Here is a 26,796-nt window from a genome sequence, read left to right as displayed (position 1 = left end):
CGTGATGTTCGCACATCAGGTGGCGGCTGCCCAGCCGCTGCTCATCGGATTGCTCCTGCTCTGGTCGTCGTACGGCAAAGTCGTCCGACGGGACAGCGCGGAGCGGACAGCTCTGCCGAGGTTGGTCGGTGAGACGCGGGCCGCACCGGCGTACCACGCTGTCGGTGCGATCGAGGCTGTGATCGCGTTGGCGCTGTTGTTGCCGCCGGCATGGACCATCGAGGCGGTGGCGGCTGCAGTGCTGGCCGGAGGGTTCACCGGGTACTTGATCTACGCCAAGATCGTGGTGCCGGATGCGTCCTGTGGGTGCATCGGTTCGTCGGCCAAACCCGTTGGCCGGCGGGCGATCGGGCGCACGGTGTTGCTGCTGGCAACAGCTTTGGCGGCGACGACTGCTGACGACGGGTGGTGGTCGATCGGCTCCGTCGCGGTGGTGGCGGTGCTGGTGTTGGAGGCCGCCGCGTTCGTCATGCTGTCGGCTGAGCTGGATCGGTACTGGCTGCTTCCGCTGCGGCGGTTGCGGGTGGAGATCACCCATCCACTCGCCGGCACCGCGACCAACGACGTACCGCTCGCTGCGACTCAGCGACGGCTGTTGCTCAGTCCGGCGTACCGCGCGGTCAACGGGCTGCTGCGGTCCGACATTCACGACTACTGGGACGACGAGGACTGGCGGTTCGTCAGTTACACCGCCAGGTACGACGGCCGCCCGGCGACCGCCGTCTTCGCCGTACCGCACCAGGACAGCACACCGGAAGCGGTCCGGGTCGCCGTCGTCGACGAGACGTCGGGTCAGACGCTGTACCGGCCGACCCTGCTGGCCACTGCCTAGGGAGAGTTCTCTCGAGCCCCCGCGGAGCCTGCCTCCGCGGGGGCTTTCTTGTTGACACCGTTGGCCGGCGGTAGTGTGATGCCGATAACAGTTAGGAAAGTTTCCTAACGGTTGAGTGGTTCCCCTGCAGCTCCTCCGCCCCGGAACAACAGGAGACCTCGATGACACCTCGCCCCTTGTGGCGCGTGGCTCCGGCGGGCGCGGTCGCCCTCGCCACCGCCCTGGCACTTGCCTCCGCAGCACCCGCCGCCAGCCCGACGGAGCTCTCTATCTGACCTCCACCAACAACGACAAAAACGGCGGCACCCCCACCACCATCGACAACGTCATAATCCGCCTCAAGTTCCCCTGACGATGCTCGGTTGTGATGGTACTGTCACAGCAGCTAGGATGTGACAGTACCATCACACGAGAAGGGCGCTGAGATGGCGATCGGGCAGATGGACGACCTCGGTGCGGCCGTCCGGGCCGAGCGACGGCGGCGGCAGTTGTCGCAGGCTGCCCTCGCGGCCCAGGCCGGGGTCTCGCGCGAATGGCTCAGCCGCCTGGAGAACGGAGCCCCACGGCTGGAGGCGGACAAGGTCATCAGCGTTCTGCGGATCCTCGATTTCAGCCTTCTCGCGCAGGACGAGCAGCCGACCCAGTCGGACATCGCAAAGGCGCAAAAGGTTGCTTGGACGATGGCCTTGGAGGCTCAGCCGCTGACGGATGAGGGCTTCCAGCGGGTACTGCGCAAGATCGTCGCGCACCGGATCGGTCGCTCCGCCGCGTGACGGAGCTCGGCGGCTCCGAGGACGGCCAGACACCGGTCGACGCCGACGATGCGCAGCACCTGACCGAGGAGTTTGCGTGGATCCGAACCCGGGACGAGCTGAACGAAGCCGAGGCGTCGAACATCGCCGACGGGCTGTTCTGGCTTGGCGATCAGAACCTCGAGCCCACGGATCTGCTGCTCAACCACACCTTCCTTTGTGAAGCTCACCGCCGGATGTTCGGTGAGGTGTGGACGTGGGCCGGAAGGCTTCGTCAGCGCGACACCACCATCGGCCTTCCACCGGCGCGCATTCAGGAGGAGTTGCAGGTCCTCCTCGGCGATGCCGGATTCTGGATCGAGCAGGGAACCTTCGGTTCTTCGGAGACCTGCGTGCGGTTTCACCATCGGCTCGTGTTCATCCATCCGTTCGTGAACGGCAACGGCCGGCATGCCCGACTCGTCGCGAGCGCACTCGCGGAATCCCTGGGCCTCGGTCCGGACCATCTCACCTGGGGCGCACGCAGCGGCCTGCCGGCGAGCAAGGCCCGCCGCCACTATCTCGATGCTCTCCGTGCTGCGGACGGTGGAGACTACGCAGCTCTGCTCGCAAACGCCGTCAGCTGAAGGTTGTGCGGCCGAAGTTGGCGTAGACAGGGGTGGGGTGGGTGAGGGCTTGGAGGGCGAGGGTCAGGCGGCGGGTCATGGAGGGGCGGAGGTTGGGGGTGGCTTCGGGGAGGGTGAGGAAGTGGTGGGTGCGGACCTCGGTGGGGTCCGGGGTGAGGGCGGACAGGTGGCTGTCGTCGAGGGTGCCGCCGTCGAAGACGAAAGCGAGGGCGTCGGTCCAGACACCGAGGACCGGGACCCAGTCGACGACCAGAAGGCGGCCGATCTCCAGATCCAGGCCGATCTCCTCCTTAACCTCGCGGCAGCAGGCGTCGTACGGCGATTCGTCGTACTCGGCGATGCCGCCGGGGATGTCGAGGGTCGGTTTGTACGTCGGTTCGAGGAAGAGGATGCGGCCCGCCTCGTCGCGGATCAGCGCGCCGCCGGCCACCGTCTTGCGCGGCAGCCGTGCCGCGATCCCGGGGTTGAATTCCTTCTCCGGTTCACCTTCGGCGGCCAGGTCGTCCTGTCGGTTCACTGGTCTAGTGTCCTGTACACGCTTCAGTACGAGGAGGACGCATGCTCCGGGGACGTTCGTCGAAGGGTCATTGGTTCGGCACCGTGATCGATGCGCCGGATCCGCAGGCGCTCGGGTTGTTCTACCACGAGGTGCTCGGCTGGGAGATTCACAAGAACGAGCCGAACGAGTTCACCCTGGCCGTGCCGGGGAACTCCGAGACCTACCTGGCTTTCCAGTCCCAGACTTCGGCCGAGTGGGTCCGCCCGACCTGGCCGGCCGAGGACGGCAAACAGCACATGATGATGCACCTCGACATCGAGGTCGGCGATCTCGAGCAGGCCGTCGCCCACGCCGTCGAGTTGGGCGCGACCTTGGCCGACTTCCAGCCACAGAAGAACGTTCGTGTCCTCCTCGACCCGGCCGGCCATCCGTTCTGTCTCTACGCCGACGGCTGACCCAGCTCGCGCGTCATCCAGATCAGGTCGCCGCGCTCCGGGTCGTGGGTGACCCGTTCGCTGCGGTGGAAACCGAGCTTCTCGAGCACCCGGAACGACGGCGCGTTCCACTCCCGCACGGCGGCCCACAAGCGCCGCCGCCCGGTGGCTTCGGCCGCCTCGACTACCGCTCGGGCCGCCTCGGTGGCGTAGCCGTGACCGTGCGCCCGCCGCGCCAACTCGTAGGCGATCTCAGGCTCGTCGAACGACCCCTGCCCCACCGTCAGCCCGCAGTACCCGACGAACTCGCCGGTGTCGCGCCGCTCGATCGGCAGCAACCCCAGCCCCGGCTCGGTGCCCAGGCAGCGGTCCGCGTTCGTGACAGGGCACCGACGTGACCGTCGTCACGTCACGTTCGGGCCGCTTCGATTTGTCAGGAGTCATGTCGAAAGGAGTGCGCACATGACACCGCACATCGTCGTACTGGGAGCCGGGTACTCCGGCATGATCGCGGCCAAGCTGGCTGCTCGTCGTACCGGTGCGCCAGTCACGCTCGTCAACGCCCGGGACACCTTCGTCGAGCGGGTCCGGATGCATCAACTGGCGCGTCGAAGGTGTGCGGGTGGCGTCGGTCGACGGTTCGGGTCTGCCGCTGGGCGGCAATGATCGGCTCGAGGCCCGACGCCATCCAGCGCTGACCGCCTTGACCTAGAGGTTGCGTTTACCGACGCGGAGGATGAGGTCGAGGGATTCGACGGGTGGCGGCCCGACGGGGAGGTCGGGCTGGTTCGCGGGGCGGAGGGCGTCGAGGAGGAGGGCCAGGTAGCGGCGCCACAGGTTGGGGTCGATGGCGCGGCTCATCTCGAAGGCGGGTCCGAGCAGGGCGAAGATCGCGGCGATGTCCTGGACCGCGGCGTCGGGGCGGATCGCACCGGCACGGTACGCACGGTTGAAGAGTTCGGTGACTGCGGCAACGATCTCGGGCCAGATGCGGGCCTGGACCTCGTCATCGCCTTGCCCGGTGAGGGTCTCGTACAGTCCTCGATCAGCGGCCTGCCGGGCGCCCGTGCGCTCGAAGAACTGCACGAGCGCATCCCAGGGATCCTCGACCTCGAGCGCCTCCCGTGCGTCGACCGCGATCTGTTCCGTGGCTTCCCGCAGTACCTCGGCGGCGATCGCACGCTTGTTCGGGAAGTTCCGGTACGCCGTCCCGGTGCCGAGGCCCGCATGCCGGGCGATGTCGTCGAGCGTGGCGCCGAACCCGTGCTCAGCGAACACCTCTCGCGCAGCGTCGACAAGCCGCTCACGATTCCGCACAGAGTCTCGCCTGGTCATCAGGAGGCCACTTCGGGTACGACGCCGTGCGCGATCAGGCTCTCGGCGCATTCGACGACCGTCTGGGCTGCGGGGCGCGCCTTCCAACCGAGCACACGTTCAGCCTTGGCCGTGGTGTGCCGATTGCGGCGTCCGAGCGAGATCGTGATCGCCCGCAGCGACGGGTCGGTGATCGCGGCAAGCCGCACCATGAAGTTCGGGAGCTGACGGGTCGGCACCTTCGCTGCCTGCGGGCCGAGCGCATCCTTGAGCGCCGCCGCGATCTCCCGCATCCAGACGAACTCACCGGTGCCGAGGAACCGCTGCCCCGCCGCCTCCGGCGCAACCATCGCGCGGAGGTGCAGCTCCACCAGGTCGCGAACGTCCACGACCTCGAGACCTATCTTCGGCGTACCTGGCATCTTCCCCATCAGCATCCGCTGGATGATCTGCGTCGTACCGACGTTGTGCGCCGTCAGGATCGGTCCGAACACCGCACCCGGGAGCACGGTCGTCAGCTCGGTCGGCCCGTCGTACCCCGCCATGAAGTCCCAGACCGCCTTCTCCGCAAGGGTTTTCGAACGCCGGTACGCCGGCAGCGACGACGAATCGACAGTCCACAGCGTTTCGTCCGTGACGCCCTCCGCGGTGTAGGACTCCGGGCTCGCGGCGTTCGCAGCTGAGGTCATCACCACCCGTTTCACCCCGGCACGCGTCGCGGCCCGCAGCACCCGCAACGCACCATCACGCGCCGGCACGATCAGCGCATCCGGATCCTTCGCGCTCTGATCCCCGAGCGGCGACGCGACATGCAGCACGTAGTCGACGCCCGCCATCGCCGCATCCCACCCGTCATCCTTCATCAGATCCGCGATCGCGAACCCGACTCGCTCGCCCATCGCCTCCCGGACCGACTGCTCCTTGCTCGCGGCACGAACCGTCGTACGCACGTCGTACCCGCGCCCGAGCAGCGCGACGATCGCCCATCCCCCGACGTACCCGGTCCCACCGGTCACGAGCACCGTCTCGGTCATCTCCACCCTCCCCATCGCTGAACGGAGATCCTGTCTCCGCTTTCACCGTACCACAGAACCGGAGGTGGTCTCTCCGCTTAGAATCGATCAGGTTTGAAGAAGCTCGGGTGGCGAGGGCGTTCCTAGCATGGGGATTGTTCTCAGTGGATCTCGTAGACAGGACAAGCAATGAACGCGAAGAAGGCCGCGGCCTCGCAGGGCAAGTCGTACGAGGGGTTCACCGACGAGGAGCGGGGGGCGATGAAAGAGCACGCCCGGGAGATGAAGGCGGCTGCGCTCGGGGCGGACCAGGAGGCGGCTCAGCTGGAGAAGATCGCGGAGATGCCCGCGGATGAGCGTGCGATGGCCGAGCGGATCGGCGCCATCATCAAGGAGGACGCGCCCGGGCTCACGCCGAAGCTCTGGTACGGGATGCCGGGGTGGGCCAAGGGCGGCAAGGTTGTCTGCTTCTTCCAGCCCGCGGGCAAGTTCAAGTCGCGGTACAGCACCTTCGGCTTCAACGACTCGGCGAATCTCGACGACGGCGAGCTGTGGCCGACGGCCTTCGCGCTGACGAAGTTGACCGCCGCCGGGGAGAAGCAGCTCCGCGCCCTGGTGAAGAAGGCTGCGAGCTAGTGCCCATCGGCGGAGGGCACTAGGGCCGAGGTGGTGGGGCCAGGATCGTGATGCCGTGCCGGGCCGCGATCCGAGTCAACTCCGCCAAGTCCGGCGGTACGGCGGGTTCCGGCGGCAGCGTGAGCGTCTGAGCGGGCCGGCCGACCTCGGCTGCGAACTGCTCGAACCCACCCGGCATGTGCAGGGTGATGAACCGTGCGGTTGCGGACGTGACGACGTACGCGTGGCTGATCCTCTTCGGCAGGACGGCGACCGTACCGGGTCCCGCGGAGTGTTCCGCTTCGCCGGTGACGACGCGCAGTTCACCGTCGAGGACGAAGATCGTCTCGTCCTCGTGGTCATGGGAATGGACCGGGCTGGCGTTTCCGCGGCGGGCGAGGTTCTCGGTGATGGAGAAGGCTCCGCCGGTCTGTTCGCCGCTGACGCGCACCTGGGACAGGACGCCCAGGAACCAGAGGGCCGTCTGGGTGTCTTGGGTCGAAATCACACCTCGAGTCACGGTGACCAGCCAACCGCGTCGCATCGATGTTGTCCAAGACCGATCTGTTCTTGATTGATAACGTCAGCGCATGGATGTGGACGCGCGATTGTGGCGGTCGTTCGCCGCGGTGGCGGACGAACTGCACTACGGCCGCGCCGCCGAGCGCTTGCACATCACCCAGCCCGCGCTGTCGCGGCAGATCCGCGACCTCGAACGGATTCTGGGCGTCAGACTCTTCGACCGGACCAGCCGGCGGGTCGTACTCAGCCCGGCCGGACAGGCGGTGCTCGGGCAGGCACGACGGGCGCTGACTGAGTCCGACCGCGCAGTCCGGCTGGCCCGACTCGCCGCCGAGGGCGACTGGGGTGAGCTGGCCATCTCGGCGCTTCCGGCGGTGACGCTGGCGTTGTTGCCTGCGATCATTCGCTCGTACCGCGACGCCCACCCTGCGATCGAGGTCCGGATCAGCGAGAGCTTCGACGACGAGCAGTTGGCGGCGCTGACGGCTGGGCGGATCGATGCCGGGTTCCTGCGTGCGGCTGCGGCGCCGCCCGGCGTTGAACTGGAGACGTTGCTGACCGAGCCGGTCCTGGCTGGGCTGCCCGCCGATCACCGGCTCGCGCAGCACGACCGGATCGAGTTGGGCGATCTCGCCGACGAGCCGTTCGTGTTCTTCCCGCGTCACCGCTCGGTGCTGGCGTACGACGAGTTCATCGCCTCCTGCCGCGGTGCCGGCTTCAGCCCGGCCATCGTGCAGGAGGCGAGCGGCATCTCCGCGTTGGGGCTCGTCGCGGGCGGACTCGGGGTGACCATCGTGGCCGCGTCCTACCGGGCGGTGTCGTTGGAGGGCGTCCGGTTCTTGCCTGTCGTCGGGCATGAGCTCACGCTCCAACTCGCCTGGGCCGCCGACAACGCGAACACCGCCCTGCCCGCCTTCCTGGAGACGGCCAGAGAGACCTGTCGCGGGATACCGTCTCCACGTTGAAGCAGTTCCGCTGCGTGGTGCCGCCGCGGCAAGGCCCTCGCCGTCGTCGGCCGGATGTTGTCGGTGGTCGCCCTCATCATGGGCTTGATCATGATCGTGCCCCGCTTGACCTGAGGAGAGACGCTGCCTTCGTCATGGACGGCGAAACCGAGGTCACCTACTGGATCGACCGGGCAGCCCGGGGACAAGGCATCGCGACCCGAGCGCTCGCCCCCGCCAGAAACACCACCATCGAAGAAACCATCCTCCGCAAGGACCAGCTCTCCACGGTCCGGCAGGACGCGGGGCCCGGCTCGGCACGGCTGCCGGCGGTGCATGGCAAGATCGGGCGGGTGCAGATCGGGATACTGGGTTCATTCGAGGTTCGGTCGGACGACGGGGTCGTCGCCGACGTGCCGGGTGCCCGGTTGCGGGGGCTGTTGATCGCGCTGGCGCTCAGCCCGGGACAGGTGGTTCCGAAGGCGACGCTTGTCGACTGGATCTGGGGTGAGCAGCCGCCGGCCGAGGCCGCGAATGCCTTGCAGCGCTTGGTCTCCCGGCTCCGGAAGGCTTTGCCGGACGCATCGGTCGAGGGCCAGACCGACGGCTACCGGCTGATGGTGGAGCCCGACGCCGTCGACGCGATCCGGTTCGAACGCCTCCTCAGCCGGGCCCGCAACGACCAGCCGACTCAGATAGGACTACTGCGCGAGGCCCTCGCACTGTGGCGCGGCGCGGCCTTGCAGGACGTCGGTTTGCAGGACAGTACGGCGTTCGACGCAGCAGTCACGCGGCTCGAAGGGCTGCGCCTGACCGCCCTCGAGGATCGCTTCGACGCGGAGATCAGCCTCGGGAACGGCGCGGAGATGGTCACGGAACTGACCGACTTGGTTGCCGCGCACCCAGTCCGGGAGCGGCTCGTCGGGGCGCTGATGCGTGCCCTCGCCGCCGCCGGTCGCAACGCCGACGCGCTCCTGCTGTACGAGAGTACGAGAGAAGCTCTGGCTGATGAGCTGGGCGTCGACCCCTCCCCCGAGCTGTCCGCCGTACACGTCGCGCTGCTGCGAGGCGAGTTGGGACGACGGGAGGAAACCCGCAGCACCAATCTGCGCGCCGAGCTGACGAGCTTCATCGGCAAGGACGCCGACGTCGCCACGGTTCGCGAGCTCGTCGCCGGTCATCGGCTCACCACTCTGGTCGGGCCGGGCGGCGCGGGAAAGACCAGGCTCGCCGCCGAAACCGCGCGCACCCTGGTCGGTGACGTAGCCGACGGCGTGTGGCTGGTAGAGCTGGCGCCTATCGGCGCGGACGGCGATGTGGCGCAGGCGACGCTCGCCGCGCTGAGCCTGCGCGACGGGCTGCTGACCGACGCATCGGACTCGGAGCCGACGGACCGGGTCATCACCGCGTTGCGCGAGCGGGACGCCCTGCTGGTCCTGGACAACTGCGAGCACGTGATCGAGTCGGCCGCGACGTTCGCCCACCGGGTGCTCGGGGAGTGCCGGCGGCTGCGGATCCTCGCGACGAGCAGGGAACCGCTCGGCATCACCGGTGAGGCGCTGTGGCACGTCGTACCGCTGGCCCTGCCCAGGAGCGAAGCGGACCTGAGCGAGATCGAGGCTTCTCCGGCTGTCCAGTTGCTGCTCGACCGGGCGGCCGCCGTACGCACGGACTTCGCGGTGGATGCGCACACGCTGTCGACCATGGCGCGGGTCTGCCGCGCGCTGGACGGGATGCCGCTGGCGATCGAACTGGCCGCGGCCAGGCTCCGCACCATGTCCCTCGATCAGCTCGCCGACCGGCTCGACGACATCTTCCGCCTGCTGACCGGCGGCAGCCGTACGGCGCTGCCGCGGCAACGGACGCTCCGCGCGGTCATCGACTGGAGCTGGGAACTGCTGTCCGACGCCGAGCGGACGGTCTTGCGCAGGCTCTCGGTGTTCTACGGCGGTGCGAGCCTTGAGGCAGCCGAGCGAGTCTGCACCGGAGATGCCGTCGAGGCGGGTGATGTGCTCGAGCTGCTGACCGCACTGACCGAGAAGTCCTTGCTGGTCGCCGACACCGACAAGGCGCCGCGGTACCGGATGCTCGGCACGATCAAGGAGTACGCCGCTCAGCGGCTCGCCGAGGCGGGTGAGTCGGAGCTCGCGCGCCATGCGCATCTCGCGTACTTCACCGAGTTCGCCGAGACCGCGGAGCCGCATCTTCGCCGCGCCGAGCAACTGGAGTGGCTTGCCAAGCTCGCGGCCGAGCACGACAACATCAGTGCCGCGATGCGTGCCGCGGTGGCGGCCGGCGAGGCGCAGGGGGCGATGCGGCTGGCCGCGTCCGCCGGCTGGTACTGGTGGCTCGCCGGGGACAAGACCGAGGGCAACGAACTGATCATGGCGGCCACCGAGACGCCCGGCGAGGTGACCGACGAGGTCCGGGCCATGGTGTATGCCATGGTCGTGCAGTTCCTGACCTCCGGGCCGGGCGACGAGCACCAGGTCGCGGAGTGGATCCACAAGGCGTACCGCTACAGCCAGCAGAGTAGGGATCCTCATCCGGTGCTCGGCCTGATCGCGCCGCTGGAGAAGATGTTGCAGGCGCCGGACCAGATCCTGCCTGCGTGGGAGTCGCTGCTCAGCCACGAGGATCCCTGGGGACGCGCGATGGCGCGGCTGCAGCTCGGCAAGATGCGGATCATGCTCGGCTATGCCGGGTGGGACGCGGACAAGGATCTCGAGCTGGCGCTCACCGAGTTCCGGGCCGTCGGCGAACGGTTCGGGATCTCGTTCGCCCTGGCCGAGCTGGCGGACCGCTTCGCCACGCGCGGCGAGTTCGCGGTCGCGTGCGAGTACCTCGAACAGGCGGTCGGGGTCGTCACCGAATTCGGTGCTGTCGACGATGTCATTCGGCTGCGCGCGCGACAGGCTCAGCTGTACTGGCTGCGCGGCGACGAGGAGTCCAGTGAGGCTGCGATGGCAGATGCGCAGCGCTACGCGGACAGGATCCCGTGGCCGGGCGCACTGGCCGTGCTGGCCCTCGCGAAGGCGGAACTGGCCGGCTGGCGCGGAGACGCCGACGAGGCGCGCCGGCAACTCGAGGTTGCGACGACTGTGCTGGGAGACGAAGCGGATCAGGCGAACGTCCGCGCGACCGTACAGAGTCAGCTCGGCGATTTCGCCGACGATCTCGACCACGCCCGTGAACACCGGGCCGCCGCGTTCCAGGCGGCGTCCGAGGCCGGGCACGCACCCGCGCTCGCACACGCCATCGTCGGAGTCGCGGATCTGGCGTTACGGCGCGAGCAGTACGAGCAGGCGGCGCGGCTGCTCGCGGCCGGCGACGGTGTACGCGGACTGCCGGATCTGTCCAGCCCGGCTGCGGTCAGGATCGAGCACGACGTACGACGTCACCTCGGCGACGCACGGTTCGCCGAGGTGACGCAGGAAGGTACGGAGTCGAACTGGTCCGAGCTGGTCGAGGTCACACTCGCCTCGTAAGGGTCAGGCTCGCTTCGCGAAGGTGGAGCGTGCCCACAGGTATCCGACCAGAGCGATTCCGACGCACCACGCGAGGGCGGGGATCACGTCGCCGGCGGCCGGTGTGCCGTTCAGCAGCCCACGCAGGGTTTCGATGATCGGGGTGAAGGGCTGGTACTCCGCGAACTGCTTGAGGCCGGCCCCCATCTTGTCCGCCGGAACGATCGCGCTGCTGAAGAACGGCAGCATGACCAGCGGTACTGCGGCCAGACCCGCGGTCTCCGGCGACTTCGCAAACAATCCGAGGGCAACGGTCAACCAGCCGGCCGCGAATCCGAGCAGTACGACGAGACCGATCACGCCGAGCCAGTCGACGAAGCTCGCCGACGGGCTGAAGCCCAGCAGGAAGCCCACGCCGATGATCGCGGCGATGGCGATCAGATTTGTGAGCAGGCTCGCGATCACGTGACCGGTCAGCACCGCGCCACGGGAGACGTCCATGACCTTGAACCGGTTGATGATGCCCTTGGTCATGTCGGAGTTCACCGCGGTCGCGGTCGCCCCCAGCCCGTAGCAGACGGCCAGCAGCATCAGTCCCGGTGTCGCGTAGTCGACGTAGTCGACGCCGACGTTGAAGGCGTCGCCGAGCATGTAGACGAACATCAACATGATCACGACCGGCATCAGCACCGCGTTGAACACCGAGGTCGGGTTCCGGGTGATGTGCTTGAAGTTGCGGCGCAGCATGACGATCGAGTGGTTCTGGGCGCTCATTTCGCGGCTACCTCCGTGTTGTGGCCCGTCAGGGCGAGGAAAACGTCATCAAGGTCGGGTGTGTGGACGGAGAACTCTTCGGCGCTGATCGAGTACTCGTCGAGCCGGTCGAGCACGGCGCGCAGCGACTTCGTCCCGCCGTCGCTCGGAACCCGCAGGTCCATCGCTTCGTCGTCCCGGGTCGAGTCGGTGAAGATCCGGGCGGCCGCGTCGAGTTCCTCCACGGTGCTGAACCGGAGCCGGACGTGCGTCCCGGGCAGCTGGCGCTTGAGCTCGTCCGGGGTGCCCTCGGCAACCAATTTGCCCTGGTCGAGAACGGCGATCCGGTCGGCGAGCTGGTCGGCTTCGTCGAGGTACTGAGTGGTCAGGAAGATGGTCACGCCGTCGGCCACCAGCCCGCGGATGATCGTCCACATGGTGCGCCGGCTGCGCGGGTCCAGACCGGTAGTCGGCTCGTCCAGGAAGATGATCTTCGGCTTGCCGACCAGCGTCATGGCCAGGTCCAGCTTGCGGCGCATCCCCCCGGAGTACGTCGACACCGGCTTCTGCGCCGACTCGACCAGATCGAACCGCGCCAGCAGCCCCGCGATGACCTGCTCGCCGGAGTTCACCCCGAGCAGATCGACCATCAGCTGCAGGTTCTCCTGCCCGGTCAGCAGCTCGTCCACTGCCGCGAACTGACCGGTGACGCCGATGACCGACCGCACCGCCTTGGCCTCGGTGTCGATGTCGTGGCCGGCAACCCGCGCCGTCCCGCCGTCCGCCTTCAGCAAGGTGGTCAGCACGTTCACTGTGGTCGTCTTGCCCGCGCCGTTCGGACCGAGCAGCGAGAACACCGTTCCCGCGCGAACCTCCAGATCGATGCCATCGAGCACGACCTTGTCGCCATAAGTCTTACGCAGTCCTGAGACTGCAATCGCTGAGCTGTTCATGTCCCAACCATCAGCGCCCGCCCAGACACCCCACTGACACGCCCCTGACACGGCCCCGGCAGGCTCCACGCCGGCCCTTGAACCGCTGAAAGGTGGTTGAAAGCGGCGAAGCTCACGATCGGCGTACCAGAGGTTCTCAGGAAGTCCGCGGGGCGGTGTCGGATCGAGGCGGCGGCGTTCGTGGAAGGGGTGAGAGCCGCCCAGGACGGCCACTGCAATCCACCTTTTAGCTATTCGAGGAGAACACCATGACCGCCATCTACACCTTCGATGTCTTGTCCACCCTCGACGGTTTCGGCTCGTACGGCGAAGGCGGCGACTGGGGCGGCTACTGGGGCAAGCAAGGCCCCGAGTTCCTCGACCGCCGCCTCGCCCTGTACGGCGAGACGCCGCGATTGATGCTCGGGGCAACCACCTACCGGCAGTTCCTGGAGATTCTGGGCCCGAGCATCGAGGAATCCGAAGTCCGTGACCCGGTGAACACCCTGATGCGGAGCCTGCCGACGACGGTGGTGTCGAGGACGCTGGAAGGACCCCTCGCCTGGAAGAACGCGACCCTGGAGAACGGCGACGCCGTCGACGTCGTCGCCCGGCTCAAAGAGGAGTCCGACGTACCGATGGTCTCAGCCGGCAGCCTGTCGCTGAACCGGTCGCTGATGGCCGCCGGCTTGGTCGACCGCGTCCAGCTCACAATCTTCCCCGTCATCAGCGGTCGGACCGGAGCGGACCCGGTCTTCCAGGGTGCGGCCGACTTCGACCTCGAGCTGATCGATCAACGCACCCTCGACGGCCACACTCAGGAACTCACCTACCGTCCCATCCTGCACGGGTGAAATCACGTCGCCCGGGCTCACCTCGTTCGGTACGCTCGCGAGATTGTTCCACCGAGGCTGAGAGCAGGTTTGGCGAATGGCGTGTCGGATCAGTGAGCTGGTGCTCGGTTGCCGCGACCCGGAGGTGCTGACGCGGTTCTGGTGCGAGGTGCTGGACTTCGTCGTCCTCGATCGCATGCACGACGGCTCGACGGAGATCGGGCCGCGCGAAGGGTTCGGCGGTCCGCAGCCGACGATCATCATCAGTCGCAGGGACGAACCGGAGCCGGGGAAGACCCGGCTGCACATCGACGTCAATGCCACCGACCGCGATCAGGACGCCGAGCTCGAACGCCTGCTGAAGCTCGGTGCGCGCCCGGCCGACATCGGCCAGACCGGCGACGAGAACTGGCATGTGCTCGCCGACCCCGAAGGCAATGTGTTCTGCCTGCTCAACGCCCGCCTCAACCCACTCTGATCGTCAGCAGTCACGCCGACGGGAGGCCGCTCATGAGCTGTGCGGCATCGTCGTTGCCGGGGTCGAGGTCGACGGCACGTCGAAGCGCGCTCCTCGCCAGGTCGAGCTGCCCGTCCAGCTGATGGGCCCATCCGGTCATCGTCCAAGCGGCGGATGAGTCCGGACGCAACTCGGTCCACACTCGCAGCAGCGGCCAGACCAGGTCTGTGCGGTGCAGCTCGATCGCTCCCCACACGCCGTCGTCGAACCCCTCGTCGTCGAGGTCGAACTCGGCCGGCTCGACCGCGACAAGTCGGTGGTACGCCGCCTCGGCCGCGTCCCGACCCGACGTCTTCAGCGCCTCGGCGACGGGGCCGGCAATCGAGGGCAGCAACGCGCGGATCGCCACCACGCTCTCCGGCGTCGCACTGGAGACGTGGTGATCGGCGAGGGCGATGTCGAGTGCTGCCTTCGCGATGGGCGAGGCGGGGATCGTGTTGGAGTTCGCCAGTACGACGACGCCCGTACGCCGCTCCGGAACCAGCACGAGCCTCGACCCGAAGCCGGGGTCCAAGCCACTGTGGCTCAGTGTTCGGTGCCCGCGGTAGTTGCCTAAGGCCCAGCCGAGTCCCGCCGCTTCTTGCCAGGGCGGGTTGCCCACCGACACCACGGGCCGGCACATCAGGTCGAGCAGCTCAGGGTCCAGCCGCGCCCACCGCCCGTCGGACGCCGGCTCGAAGTGGGCCACCATCCAGCGACACAGCTCGACCAGGTTGGAATGGAGGCTCGAGCTCGGGGCATGGCGCCTGGTGTACGGATAGGAGCCCTCGGGCACCGACAGTGGCATCCCTACGTGCGGTGATGCAGCCAGGTGCGCGGGCACCTCGCTGCGCAGGAAGGTGCTGTCCCGCATCCCGAGTGGGGCCAGGACCTCGCGCCGTACGGCGTTCTCGAACGTCGTACCCGTGACCCTGGACAACAGCAGCCCGAGAAGCTCGAACCCGGCGTTGGAGTAGGCGAACGCCGAGCCGGGCTCCGCCTGCAGTCGCCAGTCCGACAGGCTGCGAGCGAACTCGCTGAGGGCGTCGTCGCCGAGCTGAGGGTCGTGCCAGCCATAGTCCGTGACGTCGGGAAGACCGCTGGTGTGGCTCAGCAGACGCCGGGCTGTGACGTCGCCTGCGCGACCATCGGCGAGCGTGAACTCAGGGACCCATTCGGTGATCGGAGCATCCAGATCCAGCGCCGGTTCGCCGGCTTCCCGAGCGGTTGCCAGCGACATGATCGCGGTCGCGACGAAGGGCTTGGACACCGATGCCAGGTGGAACATCGTTTCCGGCGTGACCGGCGCACCGGTCCCGACGTCACGGACGCCGAACCCACGCGCGACGACCTCCTCGTCGCGCACCACCGCGACGGCCAGGCCTGCCACGTCGTGCGAGCCGGCAAAGGACTCGACCAGCGGCCAAAACCCTGCCTCAACGCTCCCCCGAAGATCCATGCCCACCTCCCCCAACTCAGTCGAGACAGAACTCGTTGCCCTCGACATCCAGCATCGGCAGGCAGGACTCGTTGAACCCATCGGCCCGCAGTAGCTGCACGCGCTTCGCGCCGAGCGCGACCAGTCGTGCGCATTCGGCCTCGAGCACGGCCACGCGCTCTTCACCAATTAGCCCGGTACCGACCCGCACGTCAAGATGCACCCGATTCTTGACGACCTTGCCTTCGGGAACGCGCTGGAAGTACAGCCGCGGGCCGACCCCGGTGGGATCGCCGCAGGCGAACCCCACGCCCTGACGCTCAGGCGGCAGCGAGCGACCGAAATCGGCCCAGGTGGCAAAACCTTCGGGTGGCGGCGGTACGACGTACCCCAACACCTTGCACCAGAAGCGAGCTACGCGCTCAGGATCCGCGCAGTCGAAGGTGACCTGGAACTGCCTGACCGATGCCATCCACCCATCGTGCTGGACATCGGACGACGCTGCTAGGAGTTTTTCGCCGCCCGCGCGCGGTACGCCGCGACCGTCGTACGGCTCGCGCACGCGTTGGAGCAGAACCGGCGCGTGCGGTTCCGCGACTGGTCCACGAAGTAGTTCCCGCAACCGGCCGCGGCGCACCGCCCGAGCGTCACCGCTGGATCCCCGGCCGCGACCAGGGCGAGCTTTGCAGCGATCAGTTGGCCGGCCCAGCGCTTGGCCGGGGTGCCGTTGCGGCTGAAGTGGATGTGCCAGCCGCCGTCGTGGTCGGACAGGTGCATGTCCGGCGGGTAATCGCGCAGCAGTCGGTGGACGGCGTCGGGAGCGACGCCGTCCACCGACTGCGCGAGCGCCGTACGCACGAGGTCCGGCAGGTCGCCGTAGTCGCCGTCCGGCGGCGGAATGATCTCGTGCTCGGCGAAGAACGTGGCAACCAGTTCACCGTGCTCGTTGAGCGTGCCGGTGTTGGCCAACTCGACGGCCAGCCGCGTCACATTCCCTATGTAGTCGCCGTATTCCACTTGACCACCTACATCGTCGGTTCTTATCGTAGGCGTCATGCTAACTGATGACGCCTACATCGCCCGACGCCTGCACCTGCTCGGGGAGTGGGATGCCGCACTCGCCGTGCTGGAGCCGGACGCCGACCCCGAGCTGCGCGCCGAGATCGCCGTCGACCGCTGGTTCTTCCGGATCGACGGTCATGAGGAGGCCGAGAAGGCGGTCGCGGCACTCGATCCCGCATCGCCGACCGCGCAGTTGCTCACGGCACGCATGGCGTACAGCCGTCTGCTGTTCCAGCGTGACGCCCGCGCGGACGACCGCGCCGTGGCCGAGGCCGGCTACCGCGCGGCGGCACGGAGCGCCGACGAGCTGCAGCGCGGTTGGGCGGAGTACCACTGGGGCGTCCTGCTGGACAACATCGACGAGGACCCGGCCGGCGCCCTCGCACGCTACGAGACAGCACTCGAGATCGCCACGAAGTACGGCGATGGCTACCTCGAGTCGTACATCATCCGGCACCTCGCACATCTCAAGGAGCCCACCGAGCGGATCGCGATGCTGCGCCGCTCACTCCATCTGCGCGCCGCACTTGGCGCCCGCCCGCAGACCATCGCCGCACAGGCCGCCCTCGCCGAGGACCTCCCCGACGACGACCCCGAGCGCGCCGAGCTCATCCGCACCTTCCGACCTGGCGCGGAAGAACTCCGCATCGGCTGGCTCCTGTCCGACGACTGACCGCCCGAGGTGTCCGCCTCCTGGCGCCAACGGATCAGGTAGAGGATTCTTGGCCCCACCGCCCCACTCGTTGTTGTCGCCACCTGGTCGTACCTCAGGAGACACGATGCCGGACCGGACGGATCTGCTGGTCGTCGGCGCGGGGCCGTACGCCTACTCTGCGGCGGCCCTTGCCCGTGACAACGGTATCCAGTGGGCCACCCGATGGCGTTCTGGCGGAAGAACATGCCGGTGGAGATGTTCCTGCGGTCAGGCCCCGACTGGCATCTCGACGGGAAGGGCGAGCACACGTTCGAGGCGTTCTTCGAGGAGCGCGGCCTGCGCCCCGAAGACTTCGACCCGATCCCGATCTCGGTCTTCCTCGACTACACGGAGTGGTTCCGCGAGCGCAAGCGGCTCGGCCTCGACGAGCGTCTGGTGACCGGCCTGACCAAGCCGAACGCCGCCTTCGTGGCAACGATGGACGACGGTACGACGATCACCGCGGACAAGGTCCTCGCCTCACCCGGTATCGGCTACTTCCTCAACCTGCCGGAGTGGTATGCCGAGGTGCCCGCGGCTCGCCGCTCGCATACGTGTGAACTGGTCTCCTTCGAGGCGCTCGCCGGCGCCAGGGTCGTGATCATCGGCGGCCGGCAGAGCGCCTACGAATGGGCCACTTTGCTGTGTGACCACGACGCGGCGCACGTGGACGTGGTGCATCGTCACAGCATGCCGACGTTCGCCAAAGTGAGCTGGCGCTTCGTCGACCAGTACGTCGACCAGACCTTGACACACCGGGGATGGTGGCGAGGACTCCCGGTCGAGCGGCAGCGAGCAATCGCCGCCGAGTTCTGGCAGGTCGGCCGTCTCACCCTCGAACTCTGGCTCGTACCGCGGATCCCTGACGCCGTCGTGACCAGTCATCCGGGTGTGCGGTGGTCGCCACAGCGGTCAGCGAACACGACGTGAGGCTGGCCCTGTCCGATGGCAAGACGCTGACAGCCGATCACGTCGACTTCGCTTCCGGCTACCGGGCTGACCTGGCTCGCGTGCCCTACCTGGACGGAGTTCTGGATCGGGTCGCGGTCACTTGGGGCTTCCCCGCCTTGACCGAGGGCCTCGAGACGTCCTTGGCCGGGCTCTACCTGACGGGGTTCGCGGCGACCCGCGATTTCGGTCCCTTCTACGGCTTCACCAAGGGCTGCCCGTCGGCCGCCCACCTCGCCATCACCGACATGCTGGGGTGACTTCTCTGCCGATGGCAACGGAGTTCATCCACTATGGGTGACGCCCCGGACTGTCCGGATCTGCTGCAATGCGAACCGTAACGCCTGTCCGCGGCGCAGGTCATGAGGCTCGACCTGGGTGAGCGGCTGGCGCGTGCGCTCATCTCTGGAGGGAATGACCGTGGACGCAATGACGAATGACTTCGGGGAAGTGCTCCTCTGGAGCTTCTGGTTCTTCATCTGGATCGCCGCACTGATGGTGTGGTTCCGGTGTCTGTGGGACCTGTTCAGCGACCGCTCGCTCAACGGTTGGGCCAAGGCCGGCTGGGCGATCCTGCTCATCTTCGTACCGTGGCTGGGGGCACTGATCTACCTCATCGCTCGCGGCCGGAGCATGAACGAGCGCCGACGGAAGGATTTCGAGGACGCGCAGACCGAGCAGAAGAAGTACATCCAGGATGTCGCCGGCACTTCCAAGAGCCCGACCGACGAGATCGCCAGCGCGAAGGAACTGCTCGATTCCGGAACGATCACGCAGGCGGAGTACGAATCCATCAAGATCAAGGCGCTTGCCTGACCACACCGGCAGATGCCAGAGGCCCTCTTCCGAAGGGAAGAGGGCCTCCGACCTGCGACAGGTGGCTCAACCGTGGACGATCGGCGGTCCGAGCGGAAGCGCGCCACCGCCTGTCGCCTGCGACGCCGAGTTGAAGAACAGGTAGACACCCACCGCGGCGAAGACGAACACCACCACACCGGCGATGTGGAGCACGCCCGCTGATGCCTGCAGGGTGCCGACCAGGACCAGCACCAGGGCGATTTCGATGAGCGCGAAGAGCACCGTGTAGGCGCTCGGCAGCCGAAGTGTGGCCAGGGTCAGCATCCCGATCACGACCAGCCACGAGATCAGGAACAGGCCTTGCGTGTCGACGGCGTCCGCGGCGACGATGCCGAGCCAGTTGTGCGTGAGGCCCAGTACGAGCATCGCGTAACTGAGCCAGAAGCCCGCGAAGATGCCGAACACGCCGGCGACCGCGCTCTGCCCGACGCCCGCCGCCCACACGGCCGCGATCACCAGGCCCAGGCCGGTGGCCGCGACGATGATGGACAGCGAGGCCCCGACCGCCGCCGCAGGCACGTAGCCGACGAGGACGAGACCGAGCGCGACCGATCCCACGATGAAACTGGGAAGACCGATCAGAGACGGGTCTCCTGTCACCGCTGGGCCCGCGGCCTCAGCCTCAGCGACCTCAGCGGCGTGTTGGGCGCGTTGCTCGTGGGCGCCGAAGGCATCGGCGTCGATTGTGGTCATGGCGAACTCCTTTCGGGGCGGATCCCGGATGCGATCAGGGTCTCCATTTCGCTCCGCCGATCTGTCTCGATTTGAGACGCCGCACGCATCCAGGTCCGCACGCGCTGCCTGCGGCGTGCGCGGTTTCGATACCGTCAGGCCATGGCCGGATGGCAGAGCTTGCGCGTGGACCTGCGCCGGTTGCACGAGGAGTCACCGGGCGCACTCGTGGTATGGCCCAGTCCCGATACCGAGCGGCGCGAGCCACCGTTCCGCATCGAGCTGGCCGCGTGGGCAACCGAGATCGCGGCCACGCTGAACGCGACGTACGGGACCCTCGTGGATCTGCATGTCGGGGCGATGACCTATCCGGCCGGGCAGCTGTCGGAGCGCGCGCAGGCCTTCCAGCTCCACGCGGAACCTGCCGAATCCGCCGGACTCGACGTGGAAACCCTGTCGCCGTTGTCGGTCCGGACCGGTCGGTCCACGCGCGAGGACGTACTGGTCACGAATCGAGCCGCGCACGAGCAAGTCCTCTTCAGCAACGGCGCCCTGACATCAGCGGTGACCGACAGCGCTGGGACGAGCAACCTGAATGAGAGCATCTCGTCTGCGACGGCGCGTATTTCGCCCTGACAGCGTGAGCTACCGGAAGCCGAACGTCCGGAATCTGATGTACGTTCCAGACATGTCCGACTTCACGATCAAGGCGCTCACGCCGGAGACGTTCGATGACTTCGCCGCTCTCGTCGAGCGGAACAAGGGCATGTTCGCCAGCTGCTGGTGCACGCACTTCCATCCCGATTGCGCGGAACGGGGCGTGACCGCCGAGGGGAACCGGGCGCTCAAGCAACGTTGGGTGGCCGAAGGCATCGCGCACGCGGCGCTGGTCTACGACGGCGACCGGGCCGTCGCCTGGGCGGAGTACGGATCACCCGAGGAACTGCCCAACATCCAGCACCGCAAGGAGTACGTGGCCACAGCCGAGCGCCTGCCCGACTACCGGGTCACCTGCATCCTGGTCGAGCGCGCTTTTCGCGGTCAGGGCCTCGCAGCGGTCGCCCTGCGCGGAGCCGTCGACCTGATCGCGCGGGCCGGCGGCGGCCTGGTCGAGGGCTACCCGCACGACACCGGCGGGGTCCGGAAGAAGAACTCGTCGTTCCTCTACAACGGCACCCGCACGATGTACGAACGCGAAGGCTTCACCTACGACCGCCCCAAAGGCCTCGGCAACTGCGTCATGGTCCGCGAGGTGGCCCCAAGCACGCGCTGAACCGGCCCAGAGGCGCGCTCTCGCGACTGCCCGACAATCACACGCTTGACGCCGATCAAGACCCTGTACCGCTCCCGCGTCGCGAACTCCGTCATCTCCCACACGACCGGGCGCCCTGTCTCTGCACACAGGCGGACGAAGGCACCGCGGTAGTGGCCGAAGAGATTCAGGGTCGTTCGAGCCATCGCGGCGGAGGTGGCGGGTCGACCACGCGTACTGGCCCGCTGCGGTCTCGGGTGTACTTCTCGTAGTCCGCGAAGTGGCGGTGTCGGCTGAGATAGTGCGGGTAGTGCTCGAAGTGCCAGCGGCACCCTTCAATGAATTCCTCGTGGTCGTCCAAGCCGAGCCGCGTGCACAGGCGGGAGAATTCCTCCAGCCCCGCAAGCATCTCGTGACACTGAGACGCGGTGGCGGCATGCGGCCCGTCGAGAACGCCGGTCGGCAGTTCGTGCACTGCGTAGGTAAGCCAATCGCGGTCACGCCAGTAGCGCACTCGGTCGCGATCAGTCTCTGGGCGCACCACCTGGGCACCTCCCGTGTCCGCTGAACCCACCGAGTAACCCAATCTTCCCGTGCCGCGGGCGAACAGCATCGCCCGCACATCAGCAGGCCCGTCCGCCGCTCCGACACCTGACAACGCACGCAACAGCGAACTCGCCGAAGACAACCAGCGACTCCGACGACAACTCACCCAAGCCCTCGGCGAGCTACGAGCCACCGGAGTGAGAGACGGCGCTTGAGCAACAACCGAACGGCGAGTGGCCTTAGTGGGTCGAGTGACTTTAAGGCTGGCTGAACACTCCCACCGCAGACTGAGTTGACCAAGGGGTGGTGGGTGACGATGACCGATCGGAACCGGGAGTTGCTGGAGCTGTCGTGGCCGATGGACGGGCAGTTGGCGTTGTCGGCCACGGTCGGCGCCATGACCCGCACGCTGGGCAACTGGGTAGTGGCGACGATCGGCGTCATCGGCGGCCTGGCCTACGCGCTTGCCGGTGGCACCTTCCTGCTCACTGACGCGTCCGACCCCTTCTTCCCAGTCTCCAGCGGTATGGCGCTGTGGGCGGTGATCGTCGGGATCGCGGCGCTGCGCCGTCGTCGCGGCTCGTCAGCCGAGATGGCCGGGTAGGTTCCGATGGCGAAACAAGAGCCGTATCCCTCGCATCAACTGTCGACCGTCAATCTGACGAGGTTGCTCACCGTCGGCGGACTGTGTGGGTTCGCGTGGGCTGCCGGTCTGCGCGGATTCATGTCCCAGGTCGCCGGCGACGAGGCGGGTGTCGAATGGGTCGGCACCTTCCTCTGGATCTTGCTGCCTGGCATGCTCACCGGGGTTCTGCTGGCATGGGCGGAGTACGTCCGCCGTACCGGCGGACGGCGGCACTGGCGGTGGCTGGCGCTTTCGCCCCTGCTCTTCACGGCCGTGCTCATCCCGGACCCACTCGGCGTCCTTGAGAACGGCATCGGCGGCGGCGCCATCGGCGTACCCCTGTACGGCATGGTCGGCGGTTACGCCATCTCCGGCCGCGGCCCACGATCGGGACGACTGGTGGCCGGGTTCGTGGCGTTCAGCGTCGTTCCGATCTGGGCGCTGACGGTCGAGTCCGTCGCCCCACACCTGACCCTCGACACACCGCAGGGGCTGTGGGTCGCGTTGTACTACTACTCGTTCATGGCCCTGCTCATGCTCGCCTGCGCGATCCCCCACCGACCCATCGAACAACACGATGCTCGAGCCCCGAGACACACTGCGGACCGACACCTACTTTGACGTTGCTGAGTGCTCTTGAGCAGGACGCGTGCTGGGTCATGGCCCGACCGCTTTGGTCAACTCGGCGACATTGGTCGCGCGGACGGCGGCATGAGAGTGCGTGCAAGCCACGAGTTCGTGCATCATCACCAGATGAACACTGCCCCGATTTCTGACGCTGCTGCGTGGCAGCGCCTTGGCAGGGTCACCGGCATCGCGGGGCTGGCCGCCGTGGTGTTGCTGTTCGTCGTCCTTGTCGGCTCGCGCGCTGAACCGTCCTTCACCGCCCCGGCAGCCGAGTTCCTCGCCCACTACCGGTCACCCAACACGGTTGCCTCGCCCTTGCGGTCTTTCGCTCTCACGATCGGGCTGGTCACTTTCGTGTGGTTCGGGGTCGCGCTGTCCATCCTGTTGCGGCACGCCGAGGGCGAGGCTCCGTGGCGGTCGTCAATCGCGATGGTCTCCGGGGTGTTGTTCGCTGCTCTGGTCCTCACGGGGAACGAGGTCGCGGCCGTGTTCCTTGCCGATGATCTCGACCCTCAGATCGCCAGGTACGCCTTTGAGGAGTCGCAGGCGGCATTCGCCAACGCACGCGTGGCGCTTGGCAGCTTCGCTGTGTCCTGCGGCTGGGTCATCGCATCGAGCCGATTCCTGCCCCGCTGGGTCGGATGGCTGGCCATCGCGAGCGGAGGGGGCCTCGTCCTTTGCCGCATCGACTGGTCGAACAACATCTGGCTGGCGCCATACCTACTGTTCTGGCTTTGGGTGCTCACGGTGGCGGTGCTGCTCTTGCGGCGCAACTTCCACGGCGTCGGCCGATCCGCTTGAAAGCGCGCCCACTTGGTCCGGGTCCATCGCCGTCGCAGGCCGCGTCAATGAGCCACCCGATCATCGGCATGTTCGGGCGTTCTCCGATCGCGCAGCGGTTACGGCTTGATGGCTCGGGTGGCGAAGTAACCAGGCATGTACCGGGCGGTGGCATCCGCGTGGTGCGGGGCTTCGTCGAAGTGGGTCAGGGTAAAGCCCGCCGCGAGCTGGCCGCCGATCTGCCCGGTGAGTGAGTGGCTGTATTCGATCGGCCCGGTCCCGTACGAGCGCTGCCGCTCGGCGTCTGAGAGATCAAGGCTGCTGAACGGGAGCCGATGGCGCACTATGAGCTCATCCCGCTCCTCCAATGCCGTGATGTCGAAAATGAAGATGTCAGGGTTCAGGAACCCGGCCATCAAGATTCCGCCCGGGCGCAGCACGCGGAATGACTCCCGCCAGACCGGTTCCAGGTCGGGACAGAACACGTTGGACACCGGGTTGAAGACGACATCGAAGCTGGCATCCGGGAACACGCTCAGGTCGCGCATGTCGCCGAGCACGGTACGGACGGCCAGTCCCTCGCGGGTGGCGACCTCCCGGTCCCGGTCCAGTTGCCGTGGCGAATTGTCCAGTACAGTCACGGCCGCGCCCGCTGCCGAGAGCACTGGCCCCTGCTGCCCTCCGCCGGAAGCCAGGCACAGCACCTCGGCGCCGACCAGTTCAGCCGGAAGCCAGCCGCGCGGCACTGCCTGGTAGCCGATCAGGACAACGGACCAATCGCCGGCCCGTGCCCGGGCGATGACCTCCGGCCCGGCCGGCTGGGTCCATTCGTTACTGTTCTCCACCTCGCGGTCCCAGGCGGCACGGTTGTACGCCACGGGATCAAAGCTGTCCGTCACAACGGCAAAGCTTAGGGGCCGCCACAAGGGCACCCGATGCGGGCTGGGTACCGCAGACAGCTAGCGAGCGGATGATCTGCGCGCGCACACTCGCTCCCCAGTCCCACACCGGCCCGGCGCACCGATTCGGCGTACCGTTCCGCGGTCGGTGGAGGCATCACGATCTGGTGTTCTGTATGTCGGGCCCGGTATGCCGAGTCGCTCCCGTCCCTCGTCGCCTCGCAGCACTACGTCCCTCGAGGTCGGCGACCTCATCGCTGTGCCATGCGAGCCTTCCGGCTGCCGTGCCGCGGTCAGGCGCCGCCAACTCGCCGTACCGTCGCCGGGCTCGCCGCCACGGAGCAGGGTCTCGTGCGAATCGAACTCTTTACTGATGGCGGCCTGAAGGTCGTGGATCACGCCGAGGTGGTTTCGACCGGCCTGCCGTCGAACTTCCGTGACATGCAGGTCGGCACCGTGCACAACGTGTGGGGATGGAAGGCGGCGATCAAGCGGGCGCAGGCCGCCACGTGAACGTCCGCTCATGCCGCTGTCCGTGCGCGGTCAGCCCGGGCTGTAGATGTAAGGCCAGACCGTGCGCCCGTCCTCTTCAACGGAAGGTGGCCCGTCCTCCCGGACATAGTGAGCATCCATCCCACCGGCGTGGTCGTCCCATGGCTCCAGATCGAACGCCGTAGGCGGAGGACCATGGAACTGGTGCAGTTCGCCGTCCCGAGGGTCGCCAGGGGCGGGTGCGCCCACCGTTCGACCCCAGGTCACGTCTCGCTCACCGTCGTCAGCCACGAGGGCAACGCTACGGCGAAGCGGCCGCTCATGCCGCCGAGAGTGAAGCGCTGTCATCGGCGCTACGTCGGTGGCCGCCCGGCGCGAGACGTCGTGTATCCCTCATCGGCTGACACCTTTCCAGGTCGGATGCCGGCGTGGTGCGAACATCGACAAGTCAGTGACCGACACGGCGTACCGCCCCGAGTTGCGGCCGGTGCTCACCGAGGGGACCGAAGCCCGCGGTGGAGCTTAGGGGCTTCGAACCCCTGACCTCTTCCATGCCATCACGTTCGAGCCGCGATCTGCTCGCGGGGAGTACGATCCACCATCCGCAGATGTCCGTGGTCGCGACCACGACCTTGTCGTAACGTCGGCACATGATCCAAGAGGTACGCACCGGAGTCGTCAACACCTTCCCGCACCTTGGCGCGAATCCCGCCACGTCACCAGCCCAAGCCAGCCACGCCTCAACCTGCGGGATGTCGGTGTGACGCCGCCCCACTTGCTCCTTGTCGACCTCGACGCTGATCTCGTATCAGCCTGGCGCGATGTCTTCGCCACTCAGATCGACGAGGGCGTGGTCGAGGTGCGGCAAGGATCGCTGCTGAACGTGCTACCGGAAGTCGACGCCGTACTGACGGCAGGAAACAGCTACGGGCAGATGGACGGCGGTGTCGATCGAGCACTCGCCGGCCACTGGCCCGATGTTCAGCGGTCGGTCTGGGCAGCGGTGGCCGACGAGGATCACGGCTACCAACCGGTCGGGTCAGCGAGCGTTGTTCCTACTGACGGCGAGCCTTGCCGCTGGCTTGTCTACGCACCGACCATGCGCGTGCCGATGCCGCTGTTGGACGGGATGGATATCGCCGTACACGACGCATTCTGGGCCGCCTTGGTGACTCTAAGCCGTCATCCAGCAGCCAGCATGGTCAAGAGACTTGCCGCGCCTGGTTTCGGTACGGGATACGGCCGAGTGCTGCCTGGCCGAGCCGCACAGCTCATGGCCGCCGCCTACACCATGTGGCGTCTGCCAGCCGCCACACGCATCTCACAACGCGAGGAGCTGCTTCACAGAGTTGTGTCGGAGGATGCCGAGGCGCTGGACGAACAGCTGCCCGCCAACCGATAGACACTCAGGTCATGACAGAAGCCGGTCTCCCGAGTGGGAGACCGGCCTCTGAGCTGCGGTGGAGCTTAGGGGATTCGAACCCCTGACCTCTTCCATGCCATGGAAGCGCGCTACCAACTGCGCCAAAGCCCCGCGGTGTCTTGCGACTCCGGAAGTTTAGCGGATACCCGGCGCCAAAGAAAAATCGGATACCCCCTCGCTCACAGGCACCTGGAAGCAGGCTGTGAGCAGGCGGATCCGTCCCGCATGCAGCGGCTGGACAGCCTCAAGACGCCACGACACAGGTCCTGAGCTGCGACTCGCGTCATCCAGTTCATGCGCTGAGGTCAGCAAGCCTGACGCAGCCGACGACGGTCGTCTGAGTCAGCTGAACCAAACCGAGTCCCTCCTCAAACGACTACGACATATCCATCGAGTGCGGTACGCCGGAGGGCGTTCAGCGAGCCCACCGCAGGCAGCTAGCACGCGG

At 67.3% G+C, this 26,796-nt stretch carries 34 protein-coding genes and 1 tRNA gene; 21 read left to right on the top strand and 14 right to left on the bottom strand.

Going from position 1 to position 26,796, the window contains the following annotated elements; translation table 11 throughout:
- Positions 1-4 precede the first annotated feature (4 nt).
- From E0H75_RS12130 to E0H75_RS12120, 3 genes are all read left to right on the top strand, one after another.
- Positions 5-832: a MauE/DoxX family redox-associated membrane protein gene (locus E0H75_RS12130; RefSeq protein ID WP_131513595.1), complete on the top strand. Its 828-nt coding sequence runs from the start codon at positions 5-7 to the stop codon at positions 830-832.
- 425 nt (positions 833-1,257) lie between these two features.
- A complete protein-coding gene (locus tag E0H75_RS12125) occupies positions 1,258-1,605 on the top strand; it encodes a helix-turn-helix domain-containing protein (protein WP_131513594.1) in 348 nt (115 codons plus the stop codon).
- A complete protein-coding gene (locus E0H75_RS12120) occupies positions 1,602-2,210 on the top strand; it encodes a mobile mystery protein B (protein WP_131513593.1) in 609 nt (202 codons plus the stop codon). The genes E0H75_RS12125 and E0H75_RS12120 overlap by 4 nt, the downstream gene beginning before the upstream one ends.
- Here E0H75_RS12120 and E0H75_RS44610 read toward each other — a convergent pair.
- A complete protein-coding gene (locus tag E0H75_RS44610) occupies positions 2,203-2,727 on the bottom strand; it encodes an NUDIX domain-containing protein (protein ID WP_131513592.1) in 525 nt (174 codons plus the stop codon). The genes E0H75_RS12120 and E0H75_RS44610 overlap by 8 nt on opposite strands.
- 41 nt (positions 2,728-2,768) lie before the next feature.
- Here E0H75_RS44610 and E0H75_RS12110 point away from each other — a divergent pair, with 41 nt between their 5' ends.
- The gene (locus E0H75_RS12110) at positions 2,769-3,164 is read left to right on the top strand and encodes a VOC family protein (RefSeq protein WP_131513591.1); all 396 of its coding nucleotides are present in this window, start codon (positions 2,769-2,771) and stop codon (positions 3,162-3,164) included.
- On the opposite strand, the gene E0H75_RS12105 is transcribed toward E0H75_RS12110, so the two are convergent.
- The gene (locus E0H75_RS12105; protein WP_337589505.1) at positions 3,149-3,487 is read right to left on the bottom strand and encodes a GNAT family N-acetyltransferase; all 339 of its coding nucleotides are present in this window, start codon (positions 3,485-3,487) and stop codon (positions 3,149-3,151) included. The genes E0H75_RS12110 and E0H75_RS12105 overlap by 16 nt on opposite strands.
- A gap of 118 nt (positions 3,488-3,605) precedes the next feature.
- Here E0H75_RS12105 and E0H75_RS12100 point away from each other — a divergent pair, with 118 nt between their 5' ends.
- Positions 3,606-3,809 carry an NAD-binding protein gene (locus E0H75_RS12100; RefSeq protein WP_202872966.1) on the top strand — a complete coding sequence of 68 codons (204 nt, stop codon included), beginning with the start codon at positions 3,606-3,608 and terminating at the stop codon, positions 3,807-3,809.
- A 42-nt stretch (positions 3,810-3,851) separates the two neighbouring features.
- On the opposite strand, the gene E0H75_RS12095 is transcribed toward E0H75_RS12100, so the two are convergent.
- A complete protein-coding gene (locus tag E0H75_RS12095; protein ID WP_202872965.1) occupies positions 3,852-4,478 on the bottom strand; it encodes a TetR/AcrR family transcriptional regulator in 627 nt (208 codons plus the stop codon).
- Positions 4,478-5,491, bottom strand: a complete 1,014-nt coding sequence (locus E0H75_RS12090) for an NAD-dependent epimerase/dehydratase family protein (protein ID WP_131513589.1) — start codon at positions 5,489-5,491, stop codon at positions 4,478-4,480. Before E0H75_RS12090 ends, E0H75_RS12095 begins: the two co-directional genes overlap by 1 nt.
- 168 nt (positions 5,492-5,659) lie before the next feature.
- Between E0H75_RS12090 and E0H75_RS12085 the strand changes: the two genes are divergently transcribed.
- Entirely contained in the window at positions 5,660-6,106 is a 447-nt protein-coding gene (locus E0H75_RS12085; RefSeq protein ID WP_131513588.1) for an iron chaperone, read from the top strand.
- Between the two features lie 19 nt (positions 6,107-6,125).
- On the opposite strand, the gene E0H75_RS12080 is transcribed toward E0H75_RS12085, so the two are convergent.
- A complete protein-coding gene (locus tag E0H75_RS12080) occupies positions 6,126-6,593 on the bottom strand; it encodes a cupin domain-containing protein (RefSeq protein WP_202872964.1) in 468 nt (155 codons plus the stop codon).
- Positions 6,594-6,675: 82 nt separating this feature from the next.
- Between E0H75_RS12080 and E0H75_RS12075 the strand changes: the two genes are divergently transcribed.
- Positions 6,676-7,572 carry a LysR family transcriptional regulator gene (locus tag E0H75_RS12075; protein ID WP_131513586.1) on the top strand — a complete coding sequence of 299 codons (897 nt, stop codon included), beginning with the start codon at positions 6,676-6,678 and terminating at the stop codon, positions 7,570-7,572.
- 134 nt (positions 7,573-7,706) lie between these two features.
- Positions 7,707-11,039: an ATP-binding protein gene (locus E0H75_RS12070; protein WP_238162975.1), complete on the top strand. Its 3,333-nt coding sequence runs from the start codon at positions 7,707-7,709 to the stop codon at positions 11,037-11,039.
- A gap of 3 nt (positions 11,040-11,042) precedes the next feature.
- On the opposite strand, the gene E0H75_RS12065 is transcribed toward E0H75_RS12070, so the two are convergent.
- Both E0H75_RS12065 and E0H75_RS12060 read right to left on the bottom strand, forming a co-directional pair.
- Positions 11,043-11,792: an ABC transporter permease gene (locus tag E0H75_RS12065; RefSeq protein WP_131513585.1), complete on the bottom strand. Its 750-nt coding sequence runs from the start codon at positions 11,790-11,792 to the stop codon at positions 11,043-11,045.
- Entirely contained in the window at positions 11,789-12,724 is a 936-nt protein-coding gene (locus tag E0H75_RS12060; RefSeq protein WP_131513584.1) for an ATP-binding cassette domain-containing protein, read from the bottom strand. Before E0H75_RS12060 ends, E0H75_RS12065 begins: the two co-directional genes overlap by 4 nt.
- A 248-nt stretch (positions 12,725-12,972) precedes the next feature.
- On the opposite strand from E0H75_RS12060, the gene E0H75_RS12055 reads away from it, so the two are divergent.
- Together E0H75_RS12055 and E0H75_RS12050 are read left to right on the top strand one after the other, a co-directional pair.
- The gene (locus E0H75_RS12055; RefSeq protein WP_131513583.1) at positions 12,973-13,557 is read left to right on the top strand and encodes a dihydrofolate reductase family protein; all 585 of its coding nucleotides are present in this window, start codon (positions 12,973-12,975) and stop codon (positions 13,555-13,557) included.
- A gap of 76 nt (positions 13,558-13,633) precedes the next feature.
- Positions 13,634-14,014: a VOC family protein gene (locus E0H75_RS12050; protein WP_131513582.1), complete on the top strand. Its 381-nt coding sequence runs from the start codon at positions 13,634-13,636 to the stop codon at positions 14,012-14,014.
- 10 nt (positions 14,015-14,024) lie between these two features.
- Here E0H75_RS12050 and E0H75_RS12045 read toward each other — a convergent pair whose 3' ends face one another.
- From E0H75_RS12045 to E0H75_RS12035, 3 genes are read right to left on the bottom strand one after another with little or no spacing between them, the layout of a single operon-like run.
- Positions 14,025-15,491, bottom strand: a complete 1,467-nt coding sequence (locus E0H75_RS12045; RefSeq protein ID WP_165553662.1) for a serine hydrolase domain-containing protein — start codon at positions 15,489-15,491, stop codon at positions 14,025-14,027.
- Positions 15,492-15,507: 16 nt separating this feature from the next.
- Complete coding sequence (locus tag E0H75_RS12040; RefSeq protein WP_131513580.1) at positions 15,508-15,942, bottom strand: VOC family protein; 435 nt, start codon at positions 15,940-15,942, stop codon at positions 15,508-15,510.
- A gap of 32 nt (positions 15,943-15,974) precedes the next feature.
- Positions 15,975-16,487: a CGNR zinc finger domain-containing protein gene (locus tag E0H75_RS12035; RefSeq protein ID WP_131513579.1), complete on the bottom strand. Its 513-nt coding sequence runs from the start codon at positions 16,485-16,487 to the stop codon at positions 15,975-15,977.
- Positions 16,488-16,524: 37 nt separating this feature from the next.
- Here E0H75_RS12035 and E0H75_RS12030 point away from each other — a divergent pair, with 37 nt between their 5' ends.
- The 4 genes from E0H75_RS12030 (at position 16,525) to E0H75_RS12020 (ending at position 18,990) form a co-directional block, all read left to right on the top strand.
- Positions 16,525-17,205 (top strand): hypothetical protein, encoded by a 681-nt coding sequence (locus E0H75_RS12030; RefSeq protein WP_202872963.1) that lies wholly within the window; start codon positions 16,525-16,527, stop codon positions 17,203-17,205.
- A 204-nt stretch (positions 17,206-17,409) separates the two neighbouring features.
- The gene (locus E0H75_RS12025; RefSeq protein ID WP_238162974.1) at positions 17,410-18,156 is read left to right on the top strand and encodes an NAD(P)-binding domain-containing protein; all 747 of its coding nucleotides are present in this window, start codon (positions 17,410-17,412) and stop codon (positions 18,154-18,156) included.
- Positions 18,153-18,434, top strand: coding sequence for a hypothetical protein (locus E0H75_RS44040; protein ID WP_238162973.1), 282 nt, complete (start codon positions 18,153-18,155; stop codon positions 18,432-18,434). The genes E0H75_RS12025 and E0H75_RS44040 overlap by 4 nt, the downstream gene beginning before the upstream one ends.
- Positions 18,435-18,603: 169 nt before the next feature.
- Entirely contained in the window at positions 18,604-18,990 is a 387-nt protein-coding gene (locus tag E0H75_RS12020; protein ID WP_131514086.1) for an SHOCT domain-containing protein, read from the top strand.
- Positions 18,991-19,056: 66 nt separating this feature from the next.
- Here the strand turns inward: E0H75_RS12020 and E0H75_RS12015 are convergent, their stop codons facing one another.
- Positions 19,057-19,725 carry a GPR1/FUN34/YaaH family transporter gene (locus E0H75_RS12015; RefSeq protein WP_131513578.1) on the bottom strand — a complete coding sequence of 223 codons (669 nt, stop codon included), beginning with the start codon at positions 19,723-19,725 and terminating at the stop codon, positions 19,057-19,059.
- Between the two features lie 141 nt (positions 19,726-19,866).
- On the opposite strand from E0H75_RS12015, the gene E0H75_RS12010 reads away from it, so the two are divergent.
- Positions 19,867-20,340: a hypothetical protein gene (locus E0H75_RS12010; RefSeq protein ID WP_131513577.1), complete on the top strand. Its 474-nt coding sequence runs from the start codon at positions 19,867-19,869 to the stop codon at positions 20,338-20,340.
- A 52-nt stretch (positions 20,341-20,392) separates the two neighbouring features.
- Entirely contained in the window at positions 20,393-20,977 is a 585-nt protein-coding gene (locus E0H75_RS12005; RefSeq protein ID WP_131513576.1) for a GNAT family N-acetyltransferase, read from the top strand.
- 166 nt (positions 20,978-21,143) lie between these two features.
- Here the strand turns inward: E0H75_RS12005 and E0H75_RS12000 are convergent, their stop codons facing one another.
- Positions 21,144-21,569 (bottom strand): hypothetical protein, encoded by a 426-nt coding sequence (locus E0H75_RS12000; protein ID WP_131513575.1) that lies wholly within the window; start codon positions 21,567-21,569, stop codon positions 21,144-21,146.
- Between the two features lie 249 nt (positions 21,570-21,818).
- Between E0H75_RS12000 and E0H75_RS11995 the strand changes: the two genes are divergently transcribed.
- From E0H75_RS11995 to E0H75_RS11985, 3 genes are all read left to right on the top strand, one after another.
- Positions 21,819-22,106, top strand: coding sequence for a hypothetical protein (locus E0H75_RS11995; protein ID WP_131513574.1), 288 nt, complete (start codon positions 21,819-21,821; stop codon positions 22,104-22,106).
- 6 nt (positions 22,107-22,112) lie between these two features.
- Positions 22,113-22,748 (top strand): hypothetical protein, encoded by a 636-nt coding sequence (locus E0H75_RS11990; protein ID WP_131513573.1) that lies wholly within the window; start codon positions 22,113-22,115, stop codon positions 22,746-22,748.
- 132 nt (positions 22,749-22,880) lie between these two features.
- Entirely contained in the window at positions 22,881-23,555 is a 675-nt protein-coding gene (locus E0H75_RS11985; RefSeq protein WP_131513572.1) for a hypothetical protein, read from the top strand.
- 98 nt (positions 23,556-23,653) lie between these two features.
- On the opposite strand, the gene E0H75_RS11980 is transcribed toward E0H75_RS11985, so the two are convergent.
- Positions 23,654-24,433, bottom strand: coding sequence for a class I SAM-dependent methyltransferase (locus tag E0H75_RS11980; RefSeq protein ID WP_131513571.1), 780 nt, complete (start codon positions 24,431-24,433; stop codon positions 23,654-23,656).
- 351 nt (positions 24,434-24,784) lie between these two features.
- Between E0H75_RS11980 and E0H75_RS43010 the strand changes: the two genes are divergently transcribed.
- Together E0H75_RS43010 and E0H75_RS11975 are read left to right on the top strand one after the other, a co-directional pair.
- On the top strand, positions 24,785-24,946 hold the full coding sequence (locus tag E0H75_RS43010; protein ID WP_165553660.1) for a hypothetical protein: 162 nt from the start codon (positions 24,785-24,787) through the stop codon (positions 24,944-24,946).
- Positions 24,947-25,685: 739 nt separating this feature from the next.
- Positions 25,686-26,327, top strand: a complete 642-nt coding sequence (locus tag E0H75_RS11975; protein WP_131513570.1) for a macro domain-containing protein — start codon at positions 25,686-25,688, stop codon at positions 26,325-26,327.
- Positions 26,328-26,386: 59 nt separating this feature from the next.
- On the opposite strand, the gene E0H75_RS11970 is transcribed toward E0H75_RS11975, so the two are convergent.
- Positions 26,387-26,459 (bottom strand) — tRNA-Ala (locus tag E0H75_RS11970).
- Positions 26,460-26,796 lie beyond the last annotated feature (337 nt).

The sequence above is a fragment of the Kribbella capetownensis genome (genome assembly GCF_004331485.1).
Taxonomy (GTDB): Bacteria; Actinomycetota; Actinomycetes; order Propionibacteriales; family Kribbellaceae; genus Kribbella; species Kribbella capetownensis.
This window is presented reverse-complemented; position numbering and strand designations above follow the sequence as displayed.